The sequence below is a fragment of the Streptomyces yatensis genome (assembly GCF_018069625.1).
GTDB lineage: Bacteria > Actinomycetota > Actinomycetes > Streptomycetales > Streptomycetaceae > Streptomyces > Streptomyces yatensis.
The window spans coordinates 1-26,818 of sequence record NZ_CP072941.1; the positions used below are offsets into that span (position 1 = coordinate 1).

Consider the following 26,818-nt stretch of genomic DNA (forward strand, 5'->3'; position numbering starts at 1 on the left):
CGCCGTGCGCGCCCGTGAGGACGCCGGCGCGCCGGAGGAGCCCGCTGAGGTGCAGAAGCTGTACGTGCAGGAGTTCGGCAAGATCAAGACGGAGGCCGGGAGGATCGGGCCGCTGCTGGACAAGGCCACCTTGGCGGTGATGTCGCTGTGAGTGTGGACTGCTGCGCGGAGCCGGCGGCCGGGCCGGTGGTCGACGCGCGGGTACTGCGGCATGCGTGGACGGCGCTGGGCCCGCTGCGGTGCGGTGACTGGCCCACCCCGTACAGCCTCGAGCCCTGGCACCGGCAGGAGACGCTCGCGGTGCTGGACGGGGTGCTCGCCGGGCTGTATCTGGTAGTCGACGCCGACGGCCGGCTGCGCTGGCTGGGCAAGGCCCGCCGCGTCGGCGGGGTCGGCACCCGGCTGCGGAATCACTTGCGGCATCCCGAACGGGCCCGGGCCTTCACGGCGGTGTACGTCATCGAAGCCGACCCATTCAGCCCCCGCAAGGCGCTCGAGGCGGCCGAGGGACGAGCCGCCGACGCCATCGGGTTGCGCGGCCGGATGGGCCCGCGTACGTGGCCGGTGGTCACCCAGGCCCAGTGGCTCGCCCTGGTCACCGCTCAGCCTGCTCGGCGGGTCGTCCGTCCCCGATCGGAGAGGAGCGGCGCCGGGGAACAGACCGCGGCACCGGCCTGACGGACCGCCCCCGGGGGCGCTTCCCGGCTGCCGTCAGCGACGGGCCGGGAGCGCCCCCGGGGCGGGGTTTCGGAACCGCTCTGGCAGGCACTGGCCGGGCGGGCCAGGAGTCGCTGTTCGCAGAACAACGGGGCCGCCGGTGTGCGGCGCATGGAAAACGAGAAATTTCGGGACGGCTTGGGGCCGCCCGATGAGGTGAAGGAGGCGGCACGATGCCGCTGAACTGGGATCTGATCGGCACGGGGGACAGTGAGGCGCTGCTGCGGCCCCGGGACATCTACGCGGGGTTGGCCAGCCGGCCGTGGCCGTATCTACGCCACGAGCAGGGCGAGGTGCTGGACAAGTGGTTCGACCGGCGTGACCAGCCAGACGTGGTGATCAAGCAGAACACCGGCGGGGGCAAGACGGCCGTCGGCCTGCTCATCGCGCAGAGCACGCTGAACGAGGGCATCGGCAAGGCCGTGTACCTGACGCCGGACAACTACCTGGCCAAGCAGGTCCGCCAGGAGGCCGCCAAGCTCAACATCGCCACCACGGACGATCCGTACAGCCAGGCGTTCATTACGGCCCAGGCTGTGCTGGTGACGAACTACCAGAAGCTGATCAATGGCAAGTCGGCGTTCGGTGTCGTCGGCGATGGCAAGGAACCGGACGAGCTGGGCATCGTCATCGTCGATGATGCGCATGCCGCGCTGGCGCGGACCGAGGACCAGTTCCGGCTGCGGGTGCCCGCTGCGCATGAGGCGCACGGCAAGCTGCTGGAGCTGTTCGCGGACGACCTGCGTCACCAGTCGGCCAACGCCTGGGCAGGACTGGAGGACAAGGACCCCACCGCGTTGGCACCGATCCCGTTCTGGGCGTGGGCCGACAAGCGCCACGAGGTGCTCAAGATCCTGCGGCCGCACCGCGAAGAGCACAACTTCAAGTTCGTGTGGCCGCTGCTCGCCGAGGTGCTGCACCTGTGCACCGCGACGGCGACGTCGGCGGCGATCGAGATCAGGCCCTCGTGCCCGCCGATCGACCGCCTCCCGTCATTCGTACGCGCCCGCCGCCGGGTCTACCTGACCGCGACGCTCGCCGACGACAGCGCCCTGGTCACCGACTTCAGTGCCGACCCCAACCTCGTCGCGAAGCCCGTCACGCCGGGCAGCGCCGCCGACCTCGGTGAGCGGATGATCCTGGCCCCGGTGGCACTCAACCCGGACCTGGACGACGAGGCCGTACGCGTGCTGGCCCGCCAGTTCGCCGACGGGGACCAGGACGGCGACGGCGTGGCCGAGACCGAACCGGTCAACGTCGTCGTGCTGGTCCCCAGCGAACGGGCCGCCGCGGCCTGGACACGCCACGCCCACCACATCTGGCGAGTCGGCGACCTCGAGACCGGCGTGAAGGAGCTCCAGGCCGGTCACGTGGGCCTGGTGGTACTGGTCAACAAGTACGACGGCGTCAATCTCCCGGCCGGCGCGTGCCGCCTGCTAGTCCTCGACGGGATTCCCCGGCCCCTGGACTCGGTGGAGCGACGCGAGGCCGTCGCACTGGCCGACAGCACCGTCCGCCTGGCCCGCGAGGTCCAGCGGATCGAACAGGGCATGGGCCGCGGCGTGCGCGACGGCGAGGACTACTGCGCGGTCCTGCTGCTGGGCGCCAAGCTCGCCACGGCGATCCACGACGCCCGCCACCTGGCTCTGTTCTCCCCCGCGACCCAGGCGCAGCTGAAGCTGAGCCGGGACATCGCGGGCCAGATCAAGGGCGAAGGGCTGAACGATGTACGCCAAGCGCTGCGGGCCTGCCTGGGGCGGGCGCCGCAATGGCGAGAGCGCAGCCGGCGGGCGCTGGCGGAGGTGCGCTACGCCGAGCACGGGACGGTGCGGCCGGAAGCCATCGCCCTGCGCGAGGCGTTCGACTTCGCAGCCACCGGCCGCCCCTCGGCCGCAGCCGAGCGGGTGCAGAAGGCGGTCAACGCCCTCGGCGAGAACGACAAGGCGCTGCGGGGATGGCTGCGGGAGCAAAAGGCCGCCTACCTGCACCTGACCGACCCTGTGGCCGCCCAGCAGGCCCTGGCCGGCGCGCTGGTCGACAACACGTTCGTCCTGCGGTCCGTGCACGGCGCCGTCCCCGTGCGGCTCAAGGCAGCCGCGGTGCAGTCCCGTGCCGCCGCTGACTTCCTCGCGGACCGCTACCGCGACGGCGTCAGCCTGAGGCTCGGGGTGCAGGCGCTGTTCGAGGAAGTGGTCTGGGGCGATGACGAGCGCTCCGACGACGCCGAGGCGGCCTGGCAGAACCTGGGTGAGCATCTCGGGTTCGCCAGCAGCCGCCCGGAGAAGCTGTACGGCACGGGCCCGGACAACCTTTGGGCGCTCTCGGCCGCACAGCAGGCCGTCACCGAGCTGAAGACGGGGTGCACCACCGACACGATCGCGAAGAAGGACATGGACCAGCTCGGCGGCAGCGTCCGCTGGCTCAACGACCACAACCCGGAGGTGGAGGCCCTGCCGGTCATGGTGCACCCCAGCCGTGTCAGCGACGCCAAGGCCACCGCGGTGCCCGGCATGCGCGTCGTCACCCCGGCCCTGTTCGAGAAGCTGAAGGAGGCCGTGACGAGCTACGCGGCCGCGCTCGCCAGCAGCCCCGACCGCTGGGCGGACGAACAGGCCGTCCGCGACCAGCTCGCACACCACAAGCTCACCGGCGACCGGTTCTTCACCACCTACTCCGAGCCCGTGTGCGTCTCCTCCTGATCAACGCCCGGGGGTCCGGGGGCCCTGGGTCGGTACGGGCCTGCCGCATACACCGGCAGGCCGGTACCGACCGGCGGGCGACGGTGGCCAGTTGGCAGCCCCTGGCACCGCTCGCCGGGGACCGGCGGGCGGTGCCAGGACGAGGAGTTCGGAGTGCTGAGCGGGACGGGATGTCAGAGAGGGTTCATAGGGTGGGCGTGTGGTGAGAGTTCCGTGGGAGAAGCTGGCCGAGAACCCCAGGCTGTCGGAGTCCCTGGTGACGCTGCTGGTAATGCGCCTGCGCAAGCGGGCGCAGCCGGTCGACGGGACGGGCGGGGACGGCGGCCGGGACCTGTTCGAGTACACCGACAACGGTGAACTGATCGTGTACGAGGCGAAGTCGTTCACTGGCCGGATGAGTGCGGGACGCCGCAGGCAGGTGGAGCGGTCGCTGGTGTCGGCGGCCCGTCATCAGCCAGACCACTGGGATCTCCTCGTGCCGATCGACCCGAACCCGGTCGAGCAGCGGTGGTTCGACAGCCTGCGCGGAGGGTTCCCGTTCGTGCGGCGGTGGCGGGGGCGCAGCTGGCTGGACGAGAAGTTCGCGGCCCATCCCGATCTGGTGCGCTACGCGCTGCAGGAGTCCGCCGACTACATCCTGGAGCGCATCGCCGAGGCGCGTGCTGAGCGCGATGTGCTGGCCGGCGGGATCAGCGACTACGCCGAGCGGGTCCGCGCGCTGCATGAGCGGGTCCAGGAGATCTCCCCGCACCACGCGGTGCGCACCTCTCTGGACGCCGACGGCCGGACGATCGTGCACCTGACGCCCCGGGGGCCCGACCCGGACGGGCAGAACGCCATCCAGCTCACCGCCCGAATCCGGTTCGCCGGCGGTGACCCGCAGGAGACCCGGCGAAGGCTGCGGTTCGAGGAGGCCCTGCGCTTCGGAGGCGAGGTGGAGCTGACCGCGGACAACCTCGCCGAAGCCGCCCTGTCGGGCCCCGCCGGGCTGGGGCTGGAGCGGATCGCGGTCGGTGGCGTGCGCATCACCTCGCCCCGTCAGGAGATGACACCGCCGCTGCGGGGGCAGGTCGTCGTCCAGCAGTCTTCGGGTGTGCCGCTCGCCTCCCTGCCTGTGGCGTTCACGCACCGGGTGAGCGGCCTCGACGGCGGAACACTCCACGGCCGCGACGGCACCGGAGTGCTTCGGGTGCGGCTGCGCTACCACCCCCGCAACCGCTCCGCCCGGCTGACGTTCTCCTTCGAGCTGCCCGAGTCGGTCCTGCCGCAGGCCATGGTGCCGGTGCTCCGGCTGATCGCACTCAGCCGCCCCGGACGCTTCCTGGAGGTCGGCTTCGCCGGAGCCGGTACCGTCCGGTTGCGGGCTCCTATCACCACGAGCATGACGCCGGCCAGCTGGGAACCCGGCGAGGCCCAACTGTGGGCCGACGCCTTCGACGAGCTAACACAACTACAGACCCGCACCCACCAGTTCTTCCCACTCCCCGACGACTTCGGCACACGGGAAGCCCGGGAGGTCAAGGATGCTCTCGCGCTGCTCGACGGCGAAGAGGCCGTGCTACGGGGCGACACCGTGTCCGTGGGCGCCCACAGCGCCGAGGCCCTCACCAACCTGGGCGACCTCTTCCACAACGGGATGCTCCGCGTCACCAACGACTGCGAGTCGACGCTCTTCACCTTCGGCGATCACGAGATCGACCTCGGGCCCTGCACCGAGATCTACACCATGGACAAGATCCTGAACATGCAGGAGGCCCGGCGCGACCTCGCCGCGCACGGACACGCCACCGTCTTGCTGCGCCTCACCGAACGCTTCCCGCCGGTGCGCTACCTCAGACCCGAACGCTCCAGAAGCACCGAGGAGTGACAGGCACTGCCGAGCCGGTGGCGGCACAGGTGCACGGGAACGATCAGGACGTGGTCTCGGCGGCGCGACAGTCGTGCGGGGCGGCTACTCAGACCGTCCACCGCGACGGGCACGGACGGCGGCGAGGAGGGCGGCGAAAGGACCGTGGGAGACGGCCTCTGGTGGCCGCGTCGCCGACGGCCGACGATGTCCTGGAGGATCAGGACGGGGGTGGGCGTGGAGCTGACGCGTTCTTCAGCGGCGGAGTGGCTTCCAGCGGGGTCAACCGTCGTTCAGTCTGGTCTGATGAGGATCGGTGCAGCTCAGTAGCAGTGCGGAGGACCGTACCGCGCGCAACAGGTGTTGCGCTATCACCCGATCGGGTAAGGAGCGCACCGACTCATTGAGGCCCGCATCCGAGATCGAATGTCAGAAGGCACCACACGCTGGCCGCGGTGCAGGCGTACCGCAAGGGCGCCCACTTCATCGGGCACGACTGGTCGACCGGAGAACCACCATCTGCGCGAGCGGCCGGGAGCCCGACGTCATCCGACTGGCGCAACGGCGCTGACTCAGAACCTTGACCGGCCAACCACGCTTGACAATGGTCCCCGGCATGGGGCCCCTGATCGAAGGCCACGGTGCGGGCGTTTGCCGTGGCGACCGGTGCCGGTTGACCAGATGGTAAGGGCCGGGCATGGCGGAAGGGACTCGCCGGCAACTCCGCCCCTCGGGTTAACTATCCAAGTGTGGAGCCTCTCCGTCGTCCTCCACCGGGCGGGCCAGCGACGGCCGCGCCGCCGCGATCATCGCGTCCTCGCTGCGGCTCCGGTGCTTGGCGGGAATCGCGGAGCCGATGTCGATGTAGGACCGCCAGAACGGCCACCAGTCCCGGTTGCGCCGGAAGACGAGCGCCCGGTACATCGGCGTCAGCGGCCGGTCTCGGCCAGCGGCCACCACGGTCTGTGAGCTAATCGCGGCAGTCGCCTTCAGCAGACCGCCGACCCGAGACAGGGTGATGGCGGCTCCGCTGGCCTGACCGGCGACGTCGGCCTCCGCGGACCTCTCGGCGTTGTGTGTCGTCGCGATCACGCCGGATGTCGCCTCTTTCACGTAGCTGACGACGATCTCGTCCACTTCAATCTCCTTGGCCTCGAAGAGGCGCATCATGATCGAGCGTACCGGCCGTTCGTCGACGAACTCGTGGCGGCGCACGCGTTCCAGAACCATGGCTGCCGCGCCGGACCGGGAAAAGTTGATTTCCAATTTCGCATTGGCATCAGCCAAGACATTCAGCGCATCGCCGGCGCTGACCTGCACTCCTGCTCCAAAATTCACACTGCCCGTTGTCGCGACCGTTTGATCAGGCTCCTCAAGAATTCGCACTGCTGGCATTTGTGCGCGCGTCGCAAGGCTGCCGGAACGCTCGAAAGTGCCACCGGTCGTGAGGCGGCCGATGTCGCCAAGCTGGACACCTGTCCCGGGCAACCAGGTTCCATAGCAGTCGAACTCACGAAATACAAGGTCGAAGTAACCACGCAGACCTGATTCCATCTCGCCCTTCGATGTTTTCTTAGTCCACTCTGGACACGTCCGTATTTAAGAGCTGCCCCACAATCACCGGTGGATGAGCGAGCGGCGTCAGATGCGGTCAATCGCAAGGCGGCGAGGCATCCTCAGAGTGATTCCATTCGGATGTTTTGCCAACGCATCGAGTCGCCGTAGCTGACGCCGAGGCTGCCCGCCCGGGATTGCGGGACAGCCCTTAGCCCGGAAAAATTGTGGTGTGAATGTGTGGAACGGCTCCGAGGAAAAGATACCTCTGGAGTCGGGTCCGGCCACTGTCGCCGACGATCGCGTGTCGGCCGCGGAAGCCGCCCTGCAGGTCGCCCGGCGGGCCGGCGGCGATCTGCGCGGGGCGCTGGCCGAGGCCGCGACCGCTTACCGAGAGGCCGACCGGCGCGATGAGGCGATCGCCGCCTACCGGGAACTTGCCACCGTGCTAGGGGGGCTAGTCACGGCGGACGACCAGGTCCGTGCCGCCGGCAGCGACATGTGGGTGGCTCGGTTGGCACAGGAGGCGGACGAGGACCACATCGTCCGGCACCACCTCACCACTGCCACCGAGCGCTGCGCCGCACTGGAACAGCGCTGGGGCTCCCAGCCGGTGTGCGCACTCATTAGGTTGGAGGCCGCCTGCCGAATGGGGGTGCTCGCCCTGCGGGCCGGGGAGGTCGAATCGGCCTGGGAGCAGTTGCTGCGGGCGGTCATAGCGGCCGATCCCGCCGTCCAAGAAGCGGATCTCCCCAGTCTGGCCCACGCCGCGATAGTTGCCGCCCGAATCTTGGCCGCCAATGGCCTGCTCGGCACTGCCGGGAATGTTCTGGACGCGCTGACCGGCCACGCGGAGGCATCCGGGGACACCCTGCTCGCCGGACAGGCTTTGGAGGCGGACGGCGAGCTGGAGGCTCGCTTCGGGGATGAGCCGACCGCCATCCGGTTGCTGCGGCGGGCTGGCCTCGCCATCGGCGACCAGCCCGATTCCCCGGACGCCAAGGCCAGGGCAGGTGTCCTGTCCCAGGCGGGGCTCTGCGCCGACCGTCTCGGCGACTATGCCCTGGCCCGGTTCTTGTATCAGCGGGCCCTCGACCACTACGCCGCGGTGCTGCCACCCGGGGCTGTCGACGTGTTGATGAACCGGTACAACCTTGCGGAGATCGCCCGGGTGACCGGCGACAACGAGACCGTGATCCGGGATCTCACCGAGATCACCGACGTCCTGCGCGGCCAGGGCGCCGACGCCCCACCGGAGTTCCGTTGCACGGCCCTCAAAAACCTCGGCGTGGCCCTCCTGGACACCGGACGCCTCGACCGGGCGCAATCGGTCTTTACCGAGGCGCTGTCGGTACCGGGTCGGCCGGCCGCCCGGAAAGCGGAGATCGTGTTCAGCCGGGCCCGCGCGAGATCCCGGTCGCAGCAGGGCTCGGTTGATATGGACGAGATCCGCAACGCCGTCGCCGGTGTCCTCGCCGAGAACGGCGCGGACAGCATGCCCTATCTGCTGGCCCGGTGGAGCTCGGCCGGGTTCCTGCCCCTCGACGAGGCGGCGGCCGTCTACCGTTCCCTCCTGGAGAAGGTGGCGGGCGCGGACGATCACCAGTCGCGGGACCTCCGCCGGCGCGTCCTGCGCTCACTCGGCATGCTGCGCTGGCGGCAGGGCGATGCCGTAGGGATGCTCGAATCCCTACGCGGCGCCCTCGGCGAGGCGGAGCGCGAGCACGCCGAGACCTGGCGGGTCCGTTCGGCCTTCGAGCCCGGTCCGGCCAAGCGATTCGACCTTGAGCGGCTCCTGCTGACCTTGGTAGCACGGCGCTTCCGCGATCAGGACGAGGCCCGACGGCTGGCGTTCCGTGCCGCGGTCGGCACCAAGCGGCTGAGCGCCGAGATGATCTTGGCGCAGAACGAGTTGATCCTGCGGGGCTTCACCCGGCTGCTACCAGCCCGGGATCTCGCGGCGGCCCTGCGCCGCGGCTGGGGAGCCACCGGCGCACCGACGGAGGACAAACAGCAGCAACTCGACGAGGTGGAACGACAGCTCTCGCTTGCGGTACCCCGGGAGGTCTTGCTCGAACTCCTCGATCACTCGACGGCCGAGTACGTTGCCGCGCACCTGCCCACCAACGTAACGCTCGTAGAGTACGTCCGGTGCCCGGGTTTCGACCCGCCCGAAGATGCTGGCCCCTCAGCGATCGGCGGTCCCGCGTGGTACGCCGCCTTCGTGCTGCCCAACGGCCGCCCCGAAGAAATGGCCCTGCTGGATCTGGGCGAGGCAGCCCGGATCGACGAAGCGGCACAGATGTTCTGGAGCGCCATCGCAGATGCTGACCTTCCTGAGCCACAGTGGCGTGTTTACTCCCGTCGGCTGGCTGAGCTGATCTGGAACCCGCTGCTGGCGTCCCTGCCTGCCGACGACATGCGGGTCATAGCCATAGCCCCAGACGGGGCACTCTGCCGGGTGCCGTTCGATGCCTTGATCGGTGCCGACGGGCTGCCGCTGCTGGCGACGAACCGGCTGTCACTGCTGGCAACCGGACGCGACGCCGGACGCGGGGGGTCGCGCGCCAATCGGCGCGGCACACCGCCCGTGGTCATCGCTGCCCCGGACTACGGCACGCCACAGGACACCTTCATGCCGTTGCAAGAGACGCGCGCGGAGGGCGAAGCCATCGCCGACCTACTGGGCGTGGCGGCCGTGACGGATGGCGCGGCCACCCGCGACTATCTGCTGAGCCGCGCCGACCCGGAGATCCTGCACCTAGCCACCCATGGCTACTACCTCCCGGTACCGGCCGACGGCGCGGACCGGACGGCACGGCATCCGTTGCTCGACAGCGGCATCGCGTTGGCCGGCGCGAACTGCGGGGCATCGGGTCTTGTCACCGCCCTGGACGTCCTCGGCATGGGGCTCGCCGGCACCGACCTCGTCGTGCTGTCGGCGTGTGAGAGCGGCCTGGGACCGCTCGACAATGAGGAGGGTCTAATGGGGGTGGCGCGGTCGTTCCTGCTGTCCGGCGCCCGCTCAGTGGTGTGGTCACTGTGGCGGGTGGACGATGTGGCCACTGCACGGCTGATGACGCTGTTCTACCGGCGGATGCTGGCCGGCTTCGCGCGGAGCGTCGCGCTGCGGGACAGCAAGATGGAGCTGTACGCCGAGGAGCCGAACCGTCCCGATCTGTGGGCGGGTTTCGTGGTGCAGGGCGATCTCGACCAACTGTTGCGTCACCGGTTCGTTCTGCCCACCGAGGCACAGCTCTACGACCGGCAGGTGCCGAGCTCCCAGCCGGTCGTGACCGACCTCGACCCGAGACTGGTGCCGCAGTTCGCGGTTGATGCCGGTCAGAGTCCGCCGATCGGGTTCGTCTCGATCAACCTGCGCAATTCGCAAGTGGCGAAGGCGCAGGAGGAATTCGACCTCGGGCAGGAGCTGCTCGACGGAAATCGGCCCGAGCAGGCGCAGCCGCACTTCGAGAAAGCCTTGACGATCCTTCGCGAGACGCCACATCACCCTGCCCTGCTGGAGGCGATGCTGTACGGGCGGCTCGCGGTGGTGGCGCTGGTCCGGGGCCAGGGACGGGCCGGGAGACGGATGGCCAAGCGCGCAGTGGCCGCTTTCGAGCGCATCGACGTGATCAGCCTGCCGTTCGCCATCGCCCTGGACAATCTCGGGCTCGCCGAGGTGGTGCTGGCCAGACCGCGGCACGGACGGCGACATCTGACCCGGGCTCTGGCCATGAAGCGGGTCCTACTCCCGCCCGGTGACGCACAGATCGCCTTCACCGAACGGGCTCTCACCCAGGCCGACGCCGGCTTCGGACACTTGCGCTTCCGGTGGGGCCGCGAGTAATCACGGTCGGGGCCGCAGGCGGCCACCGGCCTGTCGCACGGCGAGATCGCCCGCCGCGTCGCCGCAGAAGCAAATGCCCAAGGACACCAGCAGATTGCCCCTACGCCAGCCGCATCCGCCGCTGGCTCGACGGCGAGCGGCCCCGCCCGCCGGTCCCCGCTCTGCTGACCGCAGTACTCTCCGACGCAATTGGCCAGCCACTCACTCAAGGTGACCTCGGACTGACAGCCCAAGGGCCCACGCTGGATAGCATCCAGATCCCGCTGCTGACCGAGGCAGCCGCCCAGACCCTGGCCGGATGGACCCAGATGGACCTCGCCCTCAACCGCCGCGACACCTTCAAGCTCGCCCTTGGCACCCCGCTCATCCTGGCCGCCGAGCGGATGCTGGGCGGCACCGCCCGCCGGCTCAACCACGCCGCCAAGGGCTTCGATACCGACACCACCACCGCACTGCAGAAAGTCACCGCCTTCTTCACCAGGGCGGACGCCGCCAAGGGCGGCGGCTTGTACCGCTCCGCGATCGTCGCCCAGCTCGCCGAGGTCGCCCGCCGCATCCAGGACGGCGTCCCCACCTCCTTGAAGGCCCGGCTCTTCGCGCGACCACTGATCTGGCCGCACTCGCGGGATGGGTCAGCCACGACAGCGGCCGGTACGCCACCGCCCAGCGGTACTGGTCCTACGGCATCTATGCCGCCTCCGAAGCCGGCCAGCCGGACCGCGGGGTCGAGATCGTCACCCGCATATCCCACCAGACGATCTACCTCGGACACCCCAACGACGCCCTCGGTCTCCTCGGCATCGCCGCGAAGAAGGCCATCCTCCCCGCCACCAGAGCGCTGGCCGCCTCCCAGACCAGCCGTGTCCACGCCGCCCTCGGCAACGAGCGCCGCGCCGAGCAGCACCTGGGAACCGCCGACGAACTGGTCGCAGACGGCCTGGACGATGTGCCGGAGTGGGTGGCGTACTTCGACGCCGCCAAGCACGCCGGCGCCCGCGCGGTATCCGCCCGCGACCTGAACAGCATCGACCAGCCCAGCCGCGCGAGCCTCCACTTCACTCACGCGCTCGCCCTCCGCAAGCCCGGCTTCGACCGTGTCCGCGTCATGGACCGCATCGGCCTGGCCGCCGCACTGTTCGACGAAGGCGAACCGGAACAGGCCGCCGCAGCCGCCCAACAAGCCCTCACCGAAGCCGTACGGATCAACTCCACCCTCATGACCTCCCGGCTCAATACACTGCTGGACGCCGCCCGCCCCTACCGGACCACCGCCGTGCACGAGGTACACACAAGGACAGCGGATCTCGCAGCAGCCCGCCCGACCACGATCGCAGCCTGAGACCATCGCGACCATGGGCAGGCACTCACGACCAGGACCGCCGAACCAGCCATCCCGCGCCGCCATGTACATCGACGCGGCCAACCCTCTCGCCTCATACAACAAGCGACGCCGCCCGCCGCTCGACATCCACCGACGTCACCGCCCGCTGCACGGCGGAGGCGGACACCTCCGGCCCAATGAACCGCGTGCTGGAGCAGTGGAACGGGTTTTCGTACGAACCTGCAGGCACTGCCGCGAATCTCTCAGAGGCTCAGCAGTGGGTGAACGAACAGACCTCTGGTGACACGTCGGCGGAATACGGCTGACGCTCGTCACACACCATGGGCAACGGCCCGGGCAGCAGCGCACGACACAAGGTGCGAGACAGGCGACGTAAGGCTCTGCTCCCTGGACGTGGGCCAGCGCACGGAGGACTGGATGTCAGGCAGCGTTGCCTCGGTGACCGCGGACAGGCCTTATACCGCTCAAGGCGCCGATGCGGCGGCTGCCGATGGGTGACCTCGCGCTGAGCGTGCGTGTACTGCGGGACGGGACTGCTGCACGATCGGGTGACAGCGGGGTTTATGCAGCCAGAGCTGCGGGTGGGGTCATGATGGTCTCGTACTCGACGGGGGTCAATCGGCCCAGGCGTCGTTGCCGCCGGCGTCGGTGGTAGGTCCGCTCGATCCAGGTGACGATCGCGATCCGCAACTCCTGGCGGGTGGCCCAGACGCGGCGGTCGAGGACGTTCTTCTGCAGCAGTGCGAAGAAGCTCTCCATTGCGGCGTTGTCGCCTGCGGCCCCGACCCGGCCCATTGAGCCGACCAGGCCGTGCCGGGTGAGGACGGCGGCGACCTTGCGGGACCGGAATTGCGATCCGCGGTCGGAGTGCACGATGCATCCCGCAGCGGGGCCGCGGCGGGCGACGGCGGACCCCAGCGCGGCCGCCGCGAGGCGGGACTTCATCCGGCCGTCGATGGAATAGCCCACGATGCGGCCGGAGTACACGTCCTTGACGGCGCACAGATAGAGCTTGCCCTCGGCGGTCGCGTGCTCGGTGATGTCCGTGAGCCACAACCGGTTCGGCCCGTCCGCGGTGAAGTTCCGCCGCACCAGGTCATCGTGGACCGGTGGCCCGGCTTTGGCGTTCTTCCCGCGGCCCCTGCGTTTGCCGAAGGCACTCCACCAGCCGTTGTCCCGGCAGATCCGCCAGGCGGTCCGCTCAGCCATCGCCTCACCGGCGGCGTGGGCCTCGTCGAGAAGGAAGCGGTGCCCGAACTCGGGATCGTCGCGGTGCGCGTCGAACAGGGCGTTGGCCCGGTATGCCTGGGTCAGTTCGGTGTCGGTGGCAGGCTGGGCCAGCCACCGGTAGTAGGGCTGGCGGGCCAGCCCGAGCACCCGGCACGTCACCGCCACCGGCACCCGGTAAGGGGCATCGGCGGCGGCCAGCTCGCGGACGAGCGGGTACATCATTTTGCCGGCAGGTTCGCCTGCGACAGATACGCCGCAGCCCTCCTGAGCACTTCGTTCTCCTGCTCCAGCAGCCGGATCCGCTTGCGGGCCTCGCGCAGCTCGGCCGACTCACCCGACGTCGTTGCGGGCCTGGCGCCCTCGTCGGTCTCGGCGCGGCGCAGCCACTTCGACAACGTGATCGGGTGGACCCCGAAGTCAGCGGCGATCTGCTCCAGCGTGACGCCGGGCTCGCGGTTGCGCGCGACCCGCACGACGTCCTCGCGGAACTCCTTCGGATACGGCTTGGGCACTGCAACATCCTTCCAGGCCGCCTCTCAGCAAGCCAGGTCAGGTGTCACCCAACCCTGCAGCAGTCCCGACCATCTGTCGAGCTCAGTCACCAGCAGCCACGCCTGTGACTGACTCCCGCCTCCGTTCTCCGTCTCTCCCTCCTCTCTGCCCTATCCTCACGAGATCACGTGGGGCCGTGGCCCAGCGCGCTGCTGGCTTCCCTTTCCTACGGACAGACAGGTGCGCTATGCGGACCGCCGGGCGACGCAGGCTCAGACCTTGCCCAAGGCAGGCGCTCTCTTCCCTTCTCACCAGGCGCGTGTCGTGCCTGTCTTACGTTCAGGGCAACGGTCCTGGCGGCAACACCCTGCGTTGGGCAGCGCCTCGAGCTAGCCGAGGACAGCCGGGACGGCGTCCTCGGCGGTCCATTCACCGTCGAAGAGCGCGGCGACCAAGCGCACGTGTTCCTCTGACAGGTGGCCCGATCGGTGCTTGGTGCGGGCCTTGGCGAGCCAGGCGCCGATCTTGACCGTGTCGCCGTCGACGCGGATCGTCTCGCGGGCGGCGGGAGTGCGGCCTTCGCGGTGGAGGAAGAGTTCCAGGAGCTGGACGGTCTGCTCGAAGGTGCGGCGGGGGCGGCGGGTGGGGGTGAGCGGGTTGCTTTCGGGGGTCAGGCCGAGGGAGGTCATCAGCTGCTGCTGGCCGGGGTGGAGGGCGTGCCAGGTGGTGAGCTGGCGGTGCAGCCAGGAGCCGATCTTCACGCCGCCCAGGAGCGTGTCGCGGGACAGCGCTGCGGGGTCGGCTCCGTCGGCGAGGTGGGCGCGGAGCAGGTGGTATTTGCGGTGCCAGTCGGCGCCGTGGGGCAGGCGCCAGTCAGGGGCGAGAGCGGTCAGGGCGTCGGCGCGGGCGGTATCGAGCGTGTTCTTTGCCGCGAGGTGGCGTTGTTCAGCGAGCCAGGCCCCGACGGGGGTGGTGGCGGGTGCGGCGAGGTGGCCGTGGGTGCGCAGATAGTCGGCGGCGGCGGTCATGCGGCGGCGCCAGGCGGCGTCGTGCTTATCCCAGATCATGCCGAGCGTGTCGAGTTCGGCGACCCAGGCAGCGTCCAGGCGGTCGGCCTTCGCGGCGTCGCGCATGGTTGTGATGAAGGTGCCCAGCGCGTATCCGGTGGGGTCGGTGTAGTCGGCGGGGACGTCGAGGTGGCCATGTTCGTCGCGGTAGGACTGGGCGGCGGCCAGGCCGAGGCGGCGGGAGCGGGAGACTACGGCGTCGCGGGGGTCGAAGGAGGCCAGGTCCATGGCGCGGGCGATGCGCTCGGGGTGGACGGTGAAGTCGAAGTGCCAGCGGCGTTCGATGACGTCGCTGGTCTCTTTGGGGAGGCGGTTGGCTTTGTCGGGCAGGCGCTCGAGGATGCGGTGGTCGTGGCTGGCCAGCGCCGTGGCGATGGCCCACACCGGTTCGTAGGCGGTGCCGAGGATGTTCTCGCCGTCGGCGCCGGGCGGGACATAGACGGGGACGATGAGACTGGCCGTCTTGCCGCTCACGTCCAGGCGCAGGGCGCGGCCGAGGGCCTGGACGCAGCGGATGACGCTGCGCGTGGGGTCGGCGAAAACGACCGCGTCGACGGCAGGGATGTCAACGCCCTCGGCGATCAGCCGCGAGTTCGCCAGGACCGCGCATTCGGCGGTGCTGAAGCCGTCGAAGATTCCGGCGCGCTGGGCGGGGGTGTGCTCGCCGTGGGCGAAAAACAGCTGAGGGGTGATGTCGGGGCTCAGGTCGGGGGCTGTCTTGGCCAGCCGGCGCAGGGTGTGGGGCAGTTCGCGGGCGAAGCGGCGCGCGTCAGAGACGAGGTTGAAGTAGACCAGCACCTTCTTCAGGCCGTACTCGGTCATAGAGCGCAGGACCGCAAGGTGCAGGGCGGTGGTGCGCAGCGCACTGTCCTGCACCTCGCCGTTGTCCTCACCTGGGTGGAGGGTTTCGGGGGTGGGGAGGTTCAGGCGGGTGCGCAGGTCGGCGTCGGTGAGGGTGGGGACCACGATGCGGTAGTCTGCGGCCCGGTTGTCGGCGATGGCCTGTGCGAGCGGGTATTCGAAGATCTTCTTGCCGTAGACGGCCTCGTTGTCCATCGAGTTGGTTTCGCTGCCCTCCCCTGCTGCGGGCAGGCGGCCGCGGGGGCGGGAGAGGCTGGCGGATTCGGCTAGGTCGGGTGCGGCGACGATGCGCGGGGTGGCGGTCATATAGAGGCGGCGGTCAGCGTGGATCCGCGTCGCGTCGTTGATCATGGCCCATTTCTTGTCCGTCCGGCCGGCGATCCGGTGGGCCTCGTCCAGGACAGCGAGATCGAAAGGAGGCACGGTGTAGCGAGTGTGCTGCGTCGCCTCGATCTTGTCGAGCGAGTCATAGGTGCACACCACTGCCAGAGCGGGCAGGGCGTCGCGTCGCTGGCCGACGGCCGCGAGCAGGGAGGCCAGGAGGCGGTAGTCGGTGACGGAGCCGACGTGGGCGGCGGCCAGGGCGCCGTGGGCGGCGGCGTCCATTGAGGAGACGATGACGAGCGGTTCGCGGTGGCCGTCGCGGCGCAGTGCCAGCGCGGTCTGGACTGCGAGGTCGAGGGTGGGGACGACGAGCAGCAGCCGACGAGCCAACTGACTGGCGGCGCGGCTGGCCACCAGTGTCTTGCCGGTGCCGGTCGCCGCCACGTACAGACCGCGGGTGCCGGGCCGACGCAGGTGCTTGAGGATACTGTCGAGAGCTTCTTGCTGGTCCTCATGCAGAGGGAGGGGTTGAGGTTGCCGCCCACGGCGGGAGGGCAGGTCCAGCCCCAGGCTGTGCAGGTCCTGGGCGGTGAGCGGCTGCGGATCAGCCGCCGGGGGCTGCGGGTCCAAGGCGGTCTCCGGACGGTACGGGGCAGGCCAGTGGCGGGGCGTCTCCCGATTCTGTCAGCCCTCCCCCGTCGCCACAGCCGTCCCTGCCGCACCATGTATGCGGGGTGCCGGCTTGTGGTCAGGGAGTCTGTGGTGCGGGCACCGGCGGCTGGGAGGGCACGGACTGCGTGGCTGCGGGTGCTGTCTGCGCGGCCAGTTTGCGGTAGCCGGTGGCGGTGATGGCGCGCCACGACAGATAGAAGCCGACAACAGCCAGGATCCCTAGCACAGTTGCCGCGCCGAGCAACAGGGCTCGGTGTTCGACGGGGAACCGCCACAGAGCCAGGTCGATTGCCAGGGTGAGCAGGATGCTGTTGAGGACCCAGCCGCGGCAGATCCTCAGCCGGGAGCGAGCGTAGTCGGCGCGGGCCATCAGGGAGGGGAACTCGGCGAGCTTGAGGCGTGCCTGGGCGTAGGCGGCGGACGTGGGGAAGGACTGGGCGCGCAGTCGGCGGCGTGTGGGGGCCAGGGCGGTGTCGGCGGCGCGGTCGATGATGATGCCCAGCGCGTAGGCGAATGCGAGGGCTGCTCCAGCCGCGAGGGATGTGCCAGCCATCGGAGCCAGGTGGCGGCTGTTGTCGGGACCTGCGAGGGCCGCGGCGAGGACGCCCAGGCCGGCGAGGAAGCCGATACCGACGACGAGGACCTCGACGAACATGGCGGTGGCGGCCACGACAGCGGACGGCTCGGGCTCTGGTGGTCGAGTCACAGGTGGACGCTCCAGATCTCTGCCATGTCGGTGAGCAGTGTGTCGGATAGTTGGTCGGCCCAGATACCTTTCAGCAGCATCTTGGCGGTGGTGAGCCGCTCGAAGATGATCAGGCTCTCCGGCTGGCTGGCCAGTACGTAGCGGCCGTGGGTGAGGAAGAGCTCACTGGTAGGGCCATAGTCGCGGTAGGTCGCTTCGAGCTCGTCGCGATACTGCTCTGCGAACTGGGCTAACTTGTTGGGGTAGTCGGTCTCGCGCTCGACGGTTTCGACGAGGACGTCGACAATGTCTTCGGACAGGTCTCGGCGGTACTCATGGTCGTTGAAAGTACGGTAGAGGAACTCTGCTTGGTCCAAGAGCCTGTTGCTACGAGTGAAGTCGGGGTGCTGTTCCAAGACGTGTACCCCCCGTTCGACTTCGAGGTCGTACAGTTCGACCAGGGCGATCAAACGGTACAGCGACCTGCTGACATCGCGGGGTACGTCGGTGGTGCCTGTTTTGTAGAGCAGCCTGTGGGACATACGGGCCCACAAGTCGGTTGCTTCGGTGCGGATTTGGATCTCGCACTCGTATGGTCGGCCGTCGCCGTCCGTGAGGCCGCCGGCGGCGAGGACCTGGACGTGGAGACGGGGGTACTGCAGGGTGTACTTGCCCTCGATGTCCTCTTGTTCTCGGTGGTCCTGGGGATCTTCGACGAGTGTCAGGTTGTCCTTGACGACCTTGAGGGCGTCGTCGAGTAGGCCTTTGTGCTGGACCGTGATGCGGACTCCTGCCTTGTCGGTGATCTCCTTCCAGGGGTCGGGGTAGTCCTTGTGGTAGGCCTTGGTGACGAAGCTGCCGACCTCCTTGGCCCGATGGGTTACCTCGCAGGTGATCTGGGCCCGGGCGGTCTTGCGCCGCAGGAGGGCTCCGGTGAGCTGTGCCGCCTTCCGGATACGGGGCAGTTCCGCCTGGTACCGGTGGAAGGCGTCGTTGACGACGCTCACCCGGCAGGATCCGGCTGGGGTGGCTGACTGCCGGCGTCCCCGATATCTGGTTTGCGGGGACTGTAGTGGCTGCGTGTGGACGTGATCTTTCCCTTGACGGTGACCGTGGAGGTGCCGTTGGAGTGTTCTTCGATCTTGATGTCCTCACGGACCCGCTGGACGGGGGTGACGATGGAGATGCCGCTCTCGAAGCCGATCTGCAGCTCGCTCAGACGCGGTGCCACACGGGTGATGTCCTTGTCGAAGGTGGCCGTCGGCACGTCCTTGCTGTCCAGGTAGGTGAGGAAATTGTCCTGGTCGTAGAGGTCGAGGTGGTCGGCGGCGAATGCGGTGGGATCAAGGGTGGTTGCGTTGGAGCGCAGTTCGACCAGGACGGCCATCAGGTAGTCGATGCTTTTCTCGGGGTCGTCGACATGCGTGTCGACCCAGTCGACTGCCGCCTGGTGGAAGTTATGGGTGAGGAGCTTGGGGTCTTCCTTCGGCCTGCAGCCCAGGAAGGTGTGCAGCCAGAACTGTGCCATCTTGCCGGCCAGTTGCTTGTCGGCCGCCCAGCCCTCGATGGGTCCGTCTTCGGGAACACCGTCGACACAGAACAACGCAGCCTTGTAGATCTTGTTGTGCTCGGTCATCAGAAGGTCGGCGAAGTAGCTCATGTCGAAGGTGCGCAGACCGTTGACCTGGACGTCCTGGGCCCGCAGTCCGCCCTCCTGCTCCAGTTTGACGATGAGCAGTGCCCGCTTGCCGGCAAGACGGGCGGATGCCACGAGAAGGAGCCCGGCAGAAGTGTTCTTCCCCTTCTGGCTGTCCCAGAGCAGTTCGGCGAGGTCGAGGGAGACGTCCACCAGACCACGCTGCTCGATGAGGTACTCGTAGACGCGGTCCGGCAGGGCCGATTTCTTGCCTTCGGCTTCTTCCATGATCGGGCGTCCATGCTTGGCGAGGACACCGCGGAAGTTGGCCTGGATCTTGCCGCGCACGTCTTCTCCGAGCTTGCACACTGCCTCACTGAGCTGGGGCTGTGCTGGCACCGGATCCGCCTTCTTGCGTTGCGGAAGCAGGTGAAAGATGGCCTCGTCGACAACGAGTTGAGCAAATACGCCCGGCATGACCCACCCCGTACATCTTTTAGCAGCCGCTGGCCGGCTGTGGCATCAACCGCTTGTCCCTGCCGTACCGGAGCCGACGGGCAGAAACTGCCCTGCTGCGGAAACCCCTGCTCCGGAACGCGATACTGATTTCGCGTCAGCAACCTGATGCGGGCCATCGTAACGGTCTGTGCATGGCGGGAAGGACGTTCACCGGGAAGATATGCACACAAGCATCAGAATGACTGAAAATAAGTGAACCTTGCCTTGAATGCACCTCTCTTCCTGTCGCCACAGGCGAGTCACAGGCCTCACGTGTCGTATCGAGCGAGGAACAGTCGGCACTCTGCGTCATCAGTGAATGGCCCTACTCGCCCGTCTGCTGCTGGCCTGAGCAGGAGACGCTCCGCTGCGAGGGCGCCGTGCCGAACAGACACGTGAGGGCGGCGTCGTGTTCCTGGTAGAGGACGTGCTCTGTCGTGCGCAGCTGCTGGGCAAGGGCGGACGCGGTGCGTGGCGTCAGGCACGGCAGACGCACCGTGTGCGGGAAGTCGGGGCGGGTTTCAGGCCGGTGCCGTGGGTGGAGGGTCCGGTGTACCCGCTGCGATGTCCGCGAGCAGGATCGGCAGGAGGTCCTCCTCGTAGGCGTGAGCGGAATGCGCACTCATGGCCGCTGCCAGGTGTGGGTCCCAGGGCGCGTCGGCTTCTTCCAGGTGCAGATCGAGGGTGCCCTCGGTGGCGACGGTGAGGTAGTCCCCGGCGCCCATCCGCCACGGGAGTGCTGCGGGCGCCGCGGCGAGGAGAGCCCGCATGTGCGCCAGTCCGGCTGGGTCGAAGTCGGCTCGCACCGCCACGCGCCAGCCGGCGTCGGACAGCGCGCCGATGGCCGCGCACTCCACTTGTGAGGGCGTGCCAGCCGTGCACACCACCCGTGGCGTCGTGGCAGCGTCACCGGCGAGAGCTTGCGCGCTGGCCGCGGCGAGGACCGACGGGTTCTCGGTGACAAACACCCAGACGCCCGCCGCCGGAGGAGGCGTCCACACGATTCGGGTCAGTTCTCTCGGTGGCAGGGTGAAGGTGGCACCGGGCGGAACCTGCCAGCCGCAGGGAGCCACTCCGGTGATGATGAGCCCGCCGAGCAGATCGTCGCAGTCCACTCCGAGATGCGCCCAGCCCGAGCGGGGAGCGGTGGCGGAGTTGCCGGTCAGGGCGAGTACCAGAGCGGGCAGCATTCCCGTGTCGAGCGCGTGAGGGTCCCCGGGAACCAGGACACGGCGGTCGATGCGGTCGCCGGGCTCCGGCAGCCGCCCGACCACCTGCAGCGCCGCGCCGAGCAGCGCTGCGGGGTCCGGCACGTTGAGGATGCGGGCAATCCAGCCGGCGCTCCGTAGCCGGGCGAAGACGGTCTCCGGGTCCACGAGCGCGCGTACGTGGCGCGGGAGGTCGGCGGCGTCGGCTTCGAGCTGAGCACGGAGCCGTTCGACGGAGTGCTCCTGGGCGGCGCGAGCGCGGGCTTTGTCCGCCAGGCGCCGCCCGCTGGCGTGGGCGGCGACCGCGCCCGGTGTGAGGGCCGGGCCCCGGGCGGCGAGCACGGCGGTCAGTTCGCCCAAGTCGATACGTCGGCGCTGGCCGGGGGCCAATGGTCGCCCGCTGATCAGGCCGGCTGCGGCGGCGCGCTGGGCCGGTGAGGCGGGAATGGTCACGGTGACCGCGGGTCCCTCAGTAAGGGTCGGGTCGCCACGCCGGTCGGCGACTGCCGCGAGTGCGCTCCACAGCCAGGCGAGATCCAGGTTCAGCAGGGGGCCGAGGTCGGCGTCGGCGCAGGCGCCGGTACACAGTGGGCAGGTCATGCCGGATCCTCATCGTCCAAGGCCGGGTCGGCGGTGTCGCCGGGCAGTGGTTGCAGTCCCCGGACCAGCATAGGGAAGGCGACGACGGTGCCGTCCTCGCCTGCTTCGAGGTCGTGTGCGTCGATGCCGTCCCATGCGCCCGGTGCACCGTCCCACAGGTAGGAGGTGCACAGCAGGTCGACGTCGAGTTCTGCTAAGCGTTGTCCCCTAAATGATCTACGGCGTGTTCGCTGACCTGCTTGTTCCTTCGTCACCCGGCGAGGGTGAGGTTGTGCAGGCGGGCGATGCCGAGCATGGCGTGGTGGACGCCGTCTCCTTTGAGGCGGCAGTCGCGGAGAATCTTCCAGGTCTTCATGCGGGCGAAGGCGTGCTCTACGCGGGCGCGGACCTTGCGGTGGGAGGTGTTGTCTTCCTCTTTCCAGGCGGGGAGTTCGGCCTGGCCTTTCTCGCGGCGGTGTGGGATGACCAGTCCGGTGCCCCGGTAGCCGCCGTCCGCGATCACCGTGGCACGGCCGACGGCGGCCTTCGCGCCGGAGAGCCCCCACGCTTTGCAGTCGTTGCGGTTGCCGGGCAGCGGGCGGCCGACCGCGACGACCAGCCGGGTGTCCGCGTCGATGACGACCTGGTGATTGGTGGAGTACCGGTAGTTCTTCGACTCCTCGGCGACACTGTGGTCGCGGGTGGGGGGCAAGGTGCCGTCCACGATCAGCACGGTGTCCTTGCGGAACCGCTTGCGTTGCTGGAGCGCGAGCGATGGCCCGAGGTGGTCGATGATGCGGTCGGCCACGGACTTCGACACCCCGAACAGTGGCGCCAGTTGCCGCAGGGTCAGGTTCGTACGCCAGTAAGCGGCGACCAACAGCACGCGGTCCTCCAGCGGCAGACTCCACGGCCGGCCCTTGCGCACCGGATCCGCCCCCTCGCTCCGGAGCGCGATGATCAGCTTGCCGAACTGACGCGAGCTCAACCCGCTGAACGGGCTATCCATGAGGGCTCCGACGCCGTGATCACACCAGACACGACAAGATCATCTCACCCCTGAGCAGCAGTTACGGGACAGGTCTTAGGCTGCTTCGGGTGCCTGGTCGGTGGCGAAGTCAATACGCCCAGGTCGTGCACGTGCACGTGCACGTGCTCGGACTTCGGCACGGCCAGGACGCATGGGCGACCATCTCCTTGGCCAGTGCGCCGCCTGGCAGCGGCCTGCGCCGGGTGGACGTAGCGGAGAGGGTAATTGGCTGGATTAGTGCGTCAATCGCATGATGGCCTAAGATGGTTGTCTTCTCCCGGTTTCTCCGTGGTGCGGATGCCCAGCGGTGCGAGGGGAGTTCAGCGCGTTCGTGAATCGCCGGGAGTGTCATGCAGCTCAGCCGCGTCCGGATCAGCAACTTCCGGAATTTCAAGGACCTGACGATCGATCCGTTCCCTTCCCCCGCTGTGATCGTCGGAGAGAATGGGGTCGGCAAGAGTAACCTCCTGTACGCCCTGCGTCTGGTCCTGGACCCGGATCTGCCCGACCGGCAGCGAGTGTTGTCTTCCGACGATATCCATGACAACGGCCCCACCTTTACACAGGGCGTCGAGGTCGTCGTGGAGATCGAGTTGTCGGGCTTCGACGAGGATCTGGATGCACGTAGCGTCCTGGACGGAGCTATCGTCAGTCTTGATCCTCTGACGGCCCGCTTGACTTACGTCTTCCGTCCCCGGCAGCGGCTGGCCGACACGGCAACCGCCCAGGCATCGGTGGCCGGAGGGGCGGATGATGCCGGTGAGGAGGAGCTCCTGACCGAGGCCGACTATGAGTGGACCGTCTTCGGCGGCTTCGACCCGGGCAACAGCATGCGGGACGTGAAACGCTATGCCACCTTCTCCGTACTGCCTGCTCTGCGGGACACCGAGAAGGATCTCGCGCGCTCGGACCGCAGCCCGCTGACCAGGCTGCTGCGCGAGCTCCCTCCGGCCCAGGAAAACCTCGACCGGACCCTGGCCGTGATGCAAGAGGCCCGCGACAAGCTCGGCGAAGACGATAACGTCCAGCGCCTCACTACCCTGCTCGCTGAGCGGATCACGGCGCTGGCGGGACCGCGTCTGGGGCCGACGCCGTCCTTGAACTTCGCCGGCCGCGAGGAGGACCTGCTGCGCAGCGTGCAACTGTACATCGACGCGGCCGGCGCCCGAGGGATCGACCGCACCTCTACCGGTATGGCGAACGTGCTGTATCTCGCGTTGCTCCTAGAGCGGCTGGAGTTGCGGCGCGCCGCTGCAGAGGGGGAGGACACGCTGCTGGCGGTGGAAGAACCGGAGGCTCATCTACACCCGACGCTGCAGCGGCATCTGTTCTTCCACCTGCTGCGTAGTCTGAGTCGGCTGATGCTGACGACGCACAGTCCGCACATCGCCGCGGTCACCCCGCTGACCAGTCTGGTGCTGATGCACGAGGCGGAGGGGCAGGTGCAGGCCAGCTCGATACCTGCCGGGCTGCTGGACGAGCGGGAACGCAAAGATCTGGAGCGGTATCTCAACGTCAGCCGAGCGGAGATCCTCTTCGCGCGGGGCGTTGTCCTGGTCGAGGGCATCGCCGAGACCTATCTGGTGCCTGCGGTGGCCAAGGCGGCCGGCCTGGATCTGAACGCCCACGGCATCGTGGTGGCCAGTGTCGAAGGCACCGCCTTCACCCCGTATGCGCGGTTGCTGGGCCCAGGTGGGCTGGACAGGTCGTTTTGGATTCTCACCGATGGAGATCAGACAGACCGGGATGACGAGAACTACCTCAACCAGCGGGAAGGCGGTCTGACCCGCGCCCTGGACGTGCTGGAGGTGCTCGCCCCCGAGGAAGCACCGGCTGTGCGCACGACGCTGGAGACGATGCGGCGGCTGCCACTGCCTTCCGACGGCAGCCCGCGGGCTGGGCGGGCTCGTCTGGTCGAGGCGGCAGCCGGGCGCCGCGTTTTTGTCGGCGAGCACACCCTTGAGGTCGATATCGCCCCGCTGCTGGGTGCGGAGATGCAGGCCGCGTTCGACGAACTCGTCGAGGGCGTCCAGGCCCGGAAGAACTTTACCGAGGCGCTGGAGTGCGCGCGCGGGGCCACCACCGCGGAACAGCGCCGGGCGGTGATCTCCCGGGTCGAGAAAGAGGAGGTCAGCAAGGGCCGTTACGCGCAGCGCCTGGCAGCGCACGTGGAGGCGGTGGATGACTTGGCCGCACGCGTGAGGCGTCTACTGGGGCGTGCCGGGGACAAACCTGTCTCGGAGGCGGATCTGCTGCATCTGGGCGGGTGCGGGCCGCTGCTGGCGCTGGTGGACCAGCTGTGCCGGATGTGTCTGGACCGGCCGCTGGCCCCCGCATCCGAGAAGCCCGGCGAGCAGGCAGTTGAGCAGCCCGAATCCGCCTGACATCCATCCGTCCGACCGCCTGCTTCTTGTAGGGGATTCCTCGTGCACGAGCCTGTACCCACAATTGCCGAGCCGCGGCTTCCCGCCGCGCTGGCGAAGGAGATCGCCGGACTGCACCCCGAGCAGCGCGACGCGGCACAGCACATCGGAAATCTGGTGCTGAGGGCTGGTCCCGGTGCGGGTAAGACCCGCACTCTGGTCGCCCGGATCGGTTACCTGCTGGCCACCACGTCCCGCCACCGCTCGGTGGCCGCCATCACTTTCACTGACGCCGCTGCGGCCGAGGTCAGCGCGCGGCTGCGGCGGCTGGGAGTCCCCGGCGGCCGTCGGGTGGCCAGCATGACCATCCACAGCTTCTGCCTGCAGCACATCCTGCGCCCCTATGCCCGCTTCACCGATGTCCCTTTCCCCGAGGGGGTGACGGTCTGCGAGGACAAGCAGGCACGCGAGTGGTGGGACGAGGCCGCGCTCGCGGCAGGTCTGGGCGAGCTGCGCAGTAACGAGCGCACGGAACTGGGCAAGCAGCGCCGGATGCTGGCTGCCGGTCACGATCCGGCGCGCTTCAACCCTGTGTATCGTGAGACGATCCGCCGCTATCAGGACCTCTTGGCCGAGCACTCTGCTATCGACTTCGACGCCATGCCCGAGCGAGCCCTGTCCGTCCTGCGCCGCAGCCCGGAGACTCGGCGTATGCTCGCCGCGCGCTTCCCGCATCTCGTCATCGACGAGTATCAGGACCTCGGCCCAGTTCTGCATGCCATTGTCCTGGAGCTGCTGGCTGCCGACGTGCAGGTGACCGCGGTGGGTGATCCGGACCAGAGCATGTTCGGCTTCCAGGGCGCCCATAGCCGCTACCTCAGCCAGCTTGAGCAGAATGACGGTTTCACTACCCTGCGTCTGAGCGTCAACTGGCGGAGCGGAACCGACCTGATTGCCGCTGGGCTGCGTGTGCTCGGCACCGCGCGGGACTATCGCGCAGCCCCTGACAGAGAAGAACCCGGCCTCATCACCCTCGAGCCCGTCATCGGCGATCTGGACGAGCATGCCGCGCGAGCGGTGGCAGTGGTGCAGCAGCGCATCAGCTCCGGCACACCGGCGGAGAACATCGCCCTGCTCTACCCCGGTCAGGGCCCCATGTTGAACGAGCTCAAAAGTACGCTCGAGCAAGCCCAACTGCCCTACGACGCTGAGAAAGCCCGCAAAATCCCCACCGGACCGATAGCGGACTTCATCTCCGACTGCGCCGGACGCCGCCTGGCCGGCCCTTTGCCCGGCTCCTCCGATCCCGCCGACACCCCCCGTCTCCGCACAGTGATGGAACTCGCCGGGACATGGCACCGGCGCCGCATCGACGCCAGTCTCGCCATCGAGCAAGATGCCCCACGACGCCTGGCTCGCACCCTTACCGCCCTCCTTGACGCCGAGCCACGACCCGCACCCCACGAACCTGCCGCCCCGCTCCTGGAAGAGTTGAGCGCCGCGCTGGACCTGGAAACCCTCGCCGCGGCCGGTCCGGACGAACGTGACCACACCGCGCTCCAGGATTGCCGGCAGATCGTCGCCAGCGGTCTGACCGTGGCCGAACTCGCCGGCGGCCGCGCCCCCGGCCGTATCACCTTGACCACCTACCACAGCGCCAAAGGCCGGGAATTCGACGTCGTCATCCTGCCCGGCCTGATCAACAAGCACATCCCCTACTACGGCCGATACGGAATCACCGAGGCAGAACTGCACACCCAGCGGCGCAACTTCTACGTGGCCGTCACTCGCGCCCGCGCCGAAGTCGTCCTCATCACCGGCAACTTCTTCACCGACCGCTGGGGCGAACCCCACACCACCACCCGTTCACTCTTCGTCGACGACATCCTCGGCACCGCCCCCAACCAGTAGGCGCCATCCCAGTGCAGTCGTCTGAACGAGAAGCTGATCCCTCGATTGATGTGCTGCGCGCGGCTGCCGGGAGCGGGGTAGGTGGCGTCACCGCCGTGTAACGGCGAACCCGAGCCCGGTCACGAGAACGGCAGCGGCCGCGCAGCCGACGCTCAGCAGACCGGTCAGCGCCGGATGCCGGTAGGCGACATAGACCACGCCTGCCACAATCAGCTGGATGACCACCAGCCCTAGCAGCAGCGCACCACGTGTCC

General features: G+C 68.6%; 17 protein-coding genes and 1 pseudogene. 7 read left to right on the plus strand and 11 right to left on the minus strand.

The window, feature by feature from the left end:
* Window positions 1-147: 147 nt before the first annotated feature.
* The 3 genes from J8403_RS00005 (at window position 148) to J8403_RS00015 (ending at window position 5,283) form a co-directional block, all read left to right on the plus strand.
* Window positions 148-678, plus strand: a complete 531-nt coding sequence (locus J8403_RS00005; RefSeq protein ID WP_211121228.1) for a hypothetical protein — start codon at window positions 148-150, stop codon at window positions 676-678.
* A 212-nt stretch (window positions 679-890) separates the two neighbouring features.
* Window positions 891-3,416 (plus strand): DEAD/DEAH box helicase family protein, encoded by a 2,526-nt coding sequence (locus J8403_RS00010; RefSeq protein ID WP_211121229.1) that lies wholly within the window; start codon window positions 891-893, stop codon window positions 3,414-3,416.
* Between the two features lie 199 nt (window positions 3,417-3,615).
* Complete coding sequence (locus J8403_RS00015) at window positions 3,616-5,283, plus strand: hypothetical protein (protein WP_246585602.1); 1,668 nt, start codon at window positions 3,616-3,618, stop codon at window positions 5,281-5,283.
* Window positions 5,284-5,997: 714 nt separating this feature from the next.
* Here the strand turns inward: J8403_RS00015 and J8403_RS00020 are convergent.
* Complete coding sequence (locus J8403_RS00020; protein WP_211121230.1) at window positions 5,998-6,816, minus strand: hypothetical protein; 819 nt, start codon at window positions 6,814-6,816, stop codon at window positions 5,998-6,000.
* A 232-nt stretch (window positions 6,817-7,048) separates the two neighbouring features.
* On the opposite strand from J8403_RS00020, the gene J8403_RS00025 reads away from it, so the two are divergent.
* Together J8403_RS00025 and J8403_RS44910 are read left to right on the plus strand one after the other, a co-directional pair.
* Window positions 7,049-10,666: a CHAT domain-containing protein gene (locus tag J8403_RS00025; RefSeq protein ID WP_211121231.1), complete on the plus strand. Its 3,618-nt coding sequence runs from the start codon at window positions 7,049-7,051 to the stop codon at window positions 10,664-10,666.
* 298 nt (window positions 10,667-10,964) lie between these two features.
* Window positions 10,965-12,005: an NsdA family TPR-like regulatory protein gene (locus tag J8403_RS44910; RefSeq protein ID WP_485129824.1), complete on the plus strand. Its 1,041-nt coding sequence runs from the start codon at window positions 10,965-10,967 to the stop codon at window positions 12,003-12,005.
* Window positions 12,006-12,569: 564 nt separating this feature from the next.
* Here the strand turns inward: J8403_RS44910 and J8403_RS00035 are convergent.
* The 9 genes and pseudogenes from J8403_RS00035 to J8403_RS00075 form a co-directional block, all read right to left on the minus strand.
* Window positions 12,570-13,750 (minus strand): IS3 family transposase gene (locus J8403_RS00035; RefSeq protein ID WP_211121232.1). Its coding sequence is split into 2 segments (ribosomal slippage): window positions 12,570-13,463 and window positions 13,466-13,750, totalling 1,179 coding nucleotides; the frame shifts between segments, so codons are not numbered across the junction.
* 369 nt (window positions 13,751-14,119) lie between these two features.
* Window positions 14,120-16,612, minus strand: a complete 2,493-nt coding sequence (locus tag J8403_RS00040; RefSeq protein ID WP_237510416.1) for a DEAD/DEAH box helicase — start codon at window positions 16,610-16,612, stop codon at window positions 14,120-14,122.
* Between the two features lie 118 nt (window positions 16,613-16,730).
* On the minus strand, window positions 16,731-17,360 hold the full coding sequence (locus J8403_RS00045) for a hypothetical protein (RefSeq protein ID WP_237510415.1): 630 nt from the start codon (window positions 17,358-17,360) through the stop codon (window positions 16,731-16,733).
* Window positions 17,357-18,346 carry a nucleotidyltransferase family protein gene (locus J8403_RS00050; protein ID WP_211121233.1) on the minus strand — a complete coding sequence of 330 codons (990 nt, stop codon included), beginning with the start codon at window positions 18,344-18,346 and terminating at the stop codon, window positions 17,357-17,359. Before J8403_RS00050 ends, J8403_RS00045 begins: the two co-directional genes overlap by 4 nt.
* Window positions 18,343-19,452, minus strand: a complete 1,110-nt coding sequence (locus J8403_RS00055; protein ID WP_211121234.1) for a nucleoid-associated protein — start codon at window positions 19,450-19,452, stop codon at window positions 18,343-18,345. The genes J8403_RS00050 and J8403_RS00055 overlap by 4 nt, the downstream gene beginning before the upstream one ends.
* A gap of 346 nt (window positions 19,453-19,798) precedes the next feature.
* Complete coding sequence (locus J8403_RS00060) at window positions 19,799-19,969, minus strand: hypothetical protein (RefSeq protein WP_211121235.1); 171 nt, start codon at window positions 19,967-19,969, stop codon at window positions 19,799-19,801.
* A gap of 25 nt (window positions 19,970-19,994) precedes the next feature.
* Entirely contained in the window at window positions 19,995-21,281 is a 1,287-nt protein-coding gene (locus tag J8403_RS00065) for a DUF2399 domain-containing protein (RefSeq protein ID WP_211121236.1), read from the minus strand.
* Window positions 21,278-21,535 carry a hypothetical protein gene (locus J8403_RS00070; protein ID WP_211121237.1) on the minus strand — a complete coding sequence of 86 codons (258 nt, stop codon included), beginning with the start codon at window positions 21,533-21,535 and terminating at the stop codon, window positions 21,278-21,280. The genes J8403_RS00065 and J8403_RS00070 overlap by 4 nt, the downstream gene beginning before the upstream one ends.
* Window positions 21,532-22,301: pseudogene (locus J8403_RS00075) on the minus strand (transposase). Before J8403_RS00075 ends, J8403_RS00070 begins: the two are co-directional and overlap by 4 nt.
* Window positions 22,302-22,640: 339 nt before the next feature.
* Here J8403_RS00075 and J8403_RS00080 point away from each other — a divergent pair.
* The gene (locus J8403_RS00080) at window positions 22,641-24,674 is read left to right on the plus strand and encodes an ATP-dependent nuclease (RefSeq protein WP_211121238.1); all 2,034 of its coding nucleotides are present in this window, start codon (window positions 22,641-22,643) and stop codon (window positions 24,672-24,674) included.
* Window positions 24,675-24,716: 42 nt separating this feature from the next.
* Window positions 24,717-26,564, plus strand: a complete 1,848-nt coding sequence (locus J8403_RS00085; protein WP_211121239.1) for a UvrD-helicase domain-containing protein — start codon at window positions 24,717-24,719, stop codon at window positions 26,562-26,564.
* An 87-nt stretch (window positions 26,565-26,651) separates the two neighbouring features.
* Here the strand turns inward: J8403_RS00085 and J8403_RS00090 are convergent, their stop codons facing one another.
* Window positions 26,652-26,789 carry a hypothetical protein gene (locus J8403_RS00090; protein WP_211121240.1) on the minus strand — a complete coding sequence of 46 codons (138 nt, stop codon included), beginning with the start codon at window positions 26,787-26,789 and terminating at the stop codon, window positions 26,652-26,654.
* Between the last annotated feature and the right edge of the window lie 29 nt (window positions 26,790-26,818).

Coding starts and splice junctions, on each gene's coding strand:
- J8403_RS00010 (WP_211121229.1), top strand. CDS start 891: ATGCCGCTGAACTGGGATCTGATCGGCACGGGGGACAGTGAGGCGCTG.
- J8403_RS00020 (WP_211121230.1), bottom strand. CDS start 6,816: ATGGAATCAGGTCTGCGTGGTTACTTCGACCTTGTATTTCGTGAGTTC.
- J8403_RS44910 (WP_485129824.1), top strand. CDS start 10,965: ATGGACCCAGATGGACCTCGCCCTCAACCGCCGCGACACCTTCAAGCT.
- J8403_RS00055 (WP_211121234.1), bottom strand. CDS start 19,452: ATGCCGGGCGTATTTGCTCAACTCGTTGTCGACGAGGCCATCTTTCAC.
- J8403_RS00065 (WP_211121236.1), bottom strand. CDS start 21,281: ATGACCTGCCCACTGTGTACCGGCGCCTGCGCCGACGCCGACCTCGGC.
- J8403_RS00080 (WP_211121238.1), top strand. CDS start 22,641: ATGCAGCTCAGCCGCGTCCGGATCAGCAACTTCCGGAATTTCAAGGAC.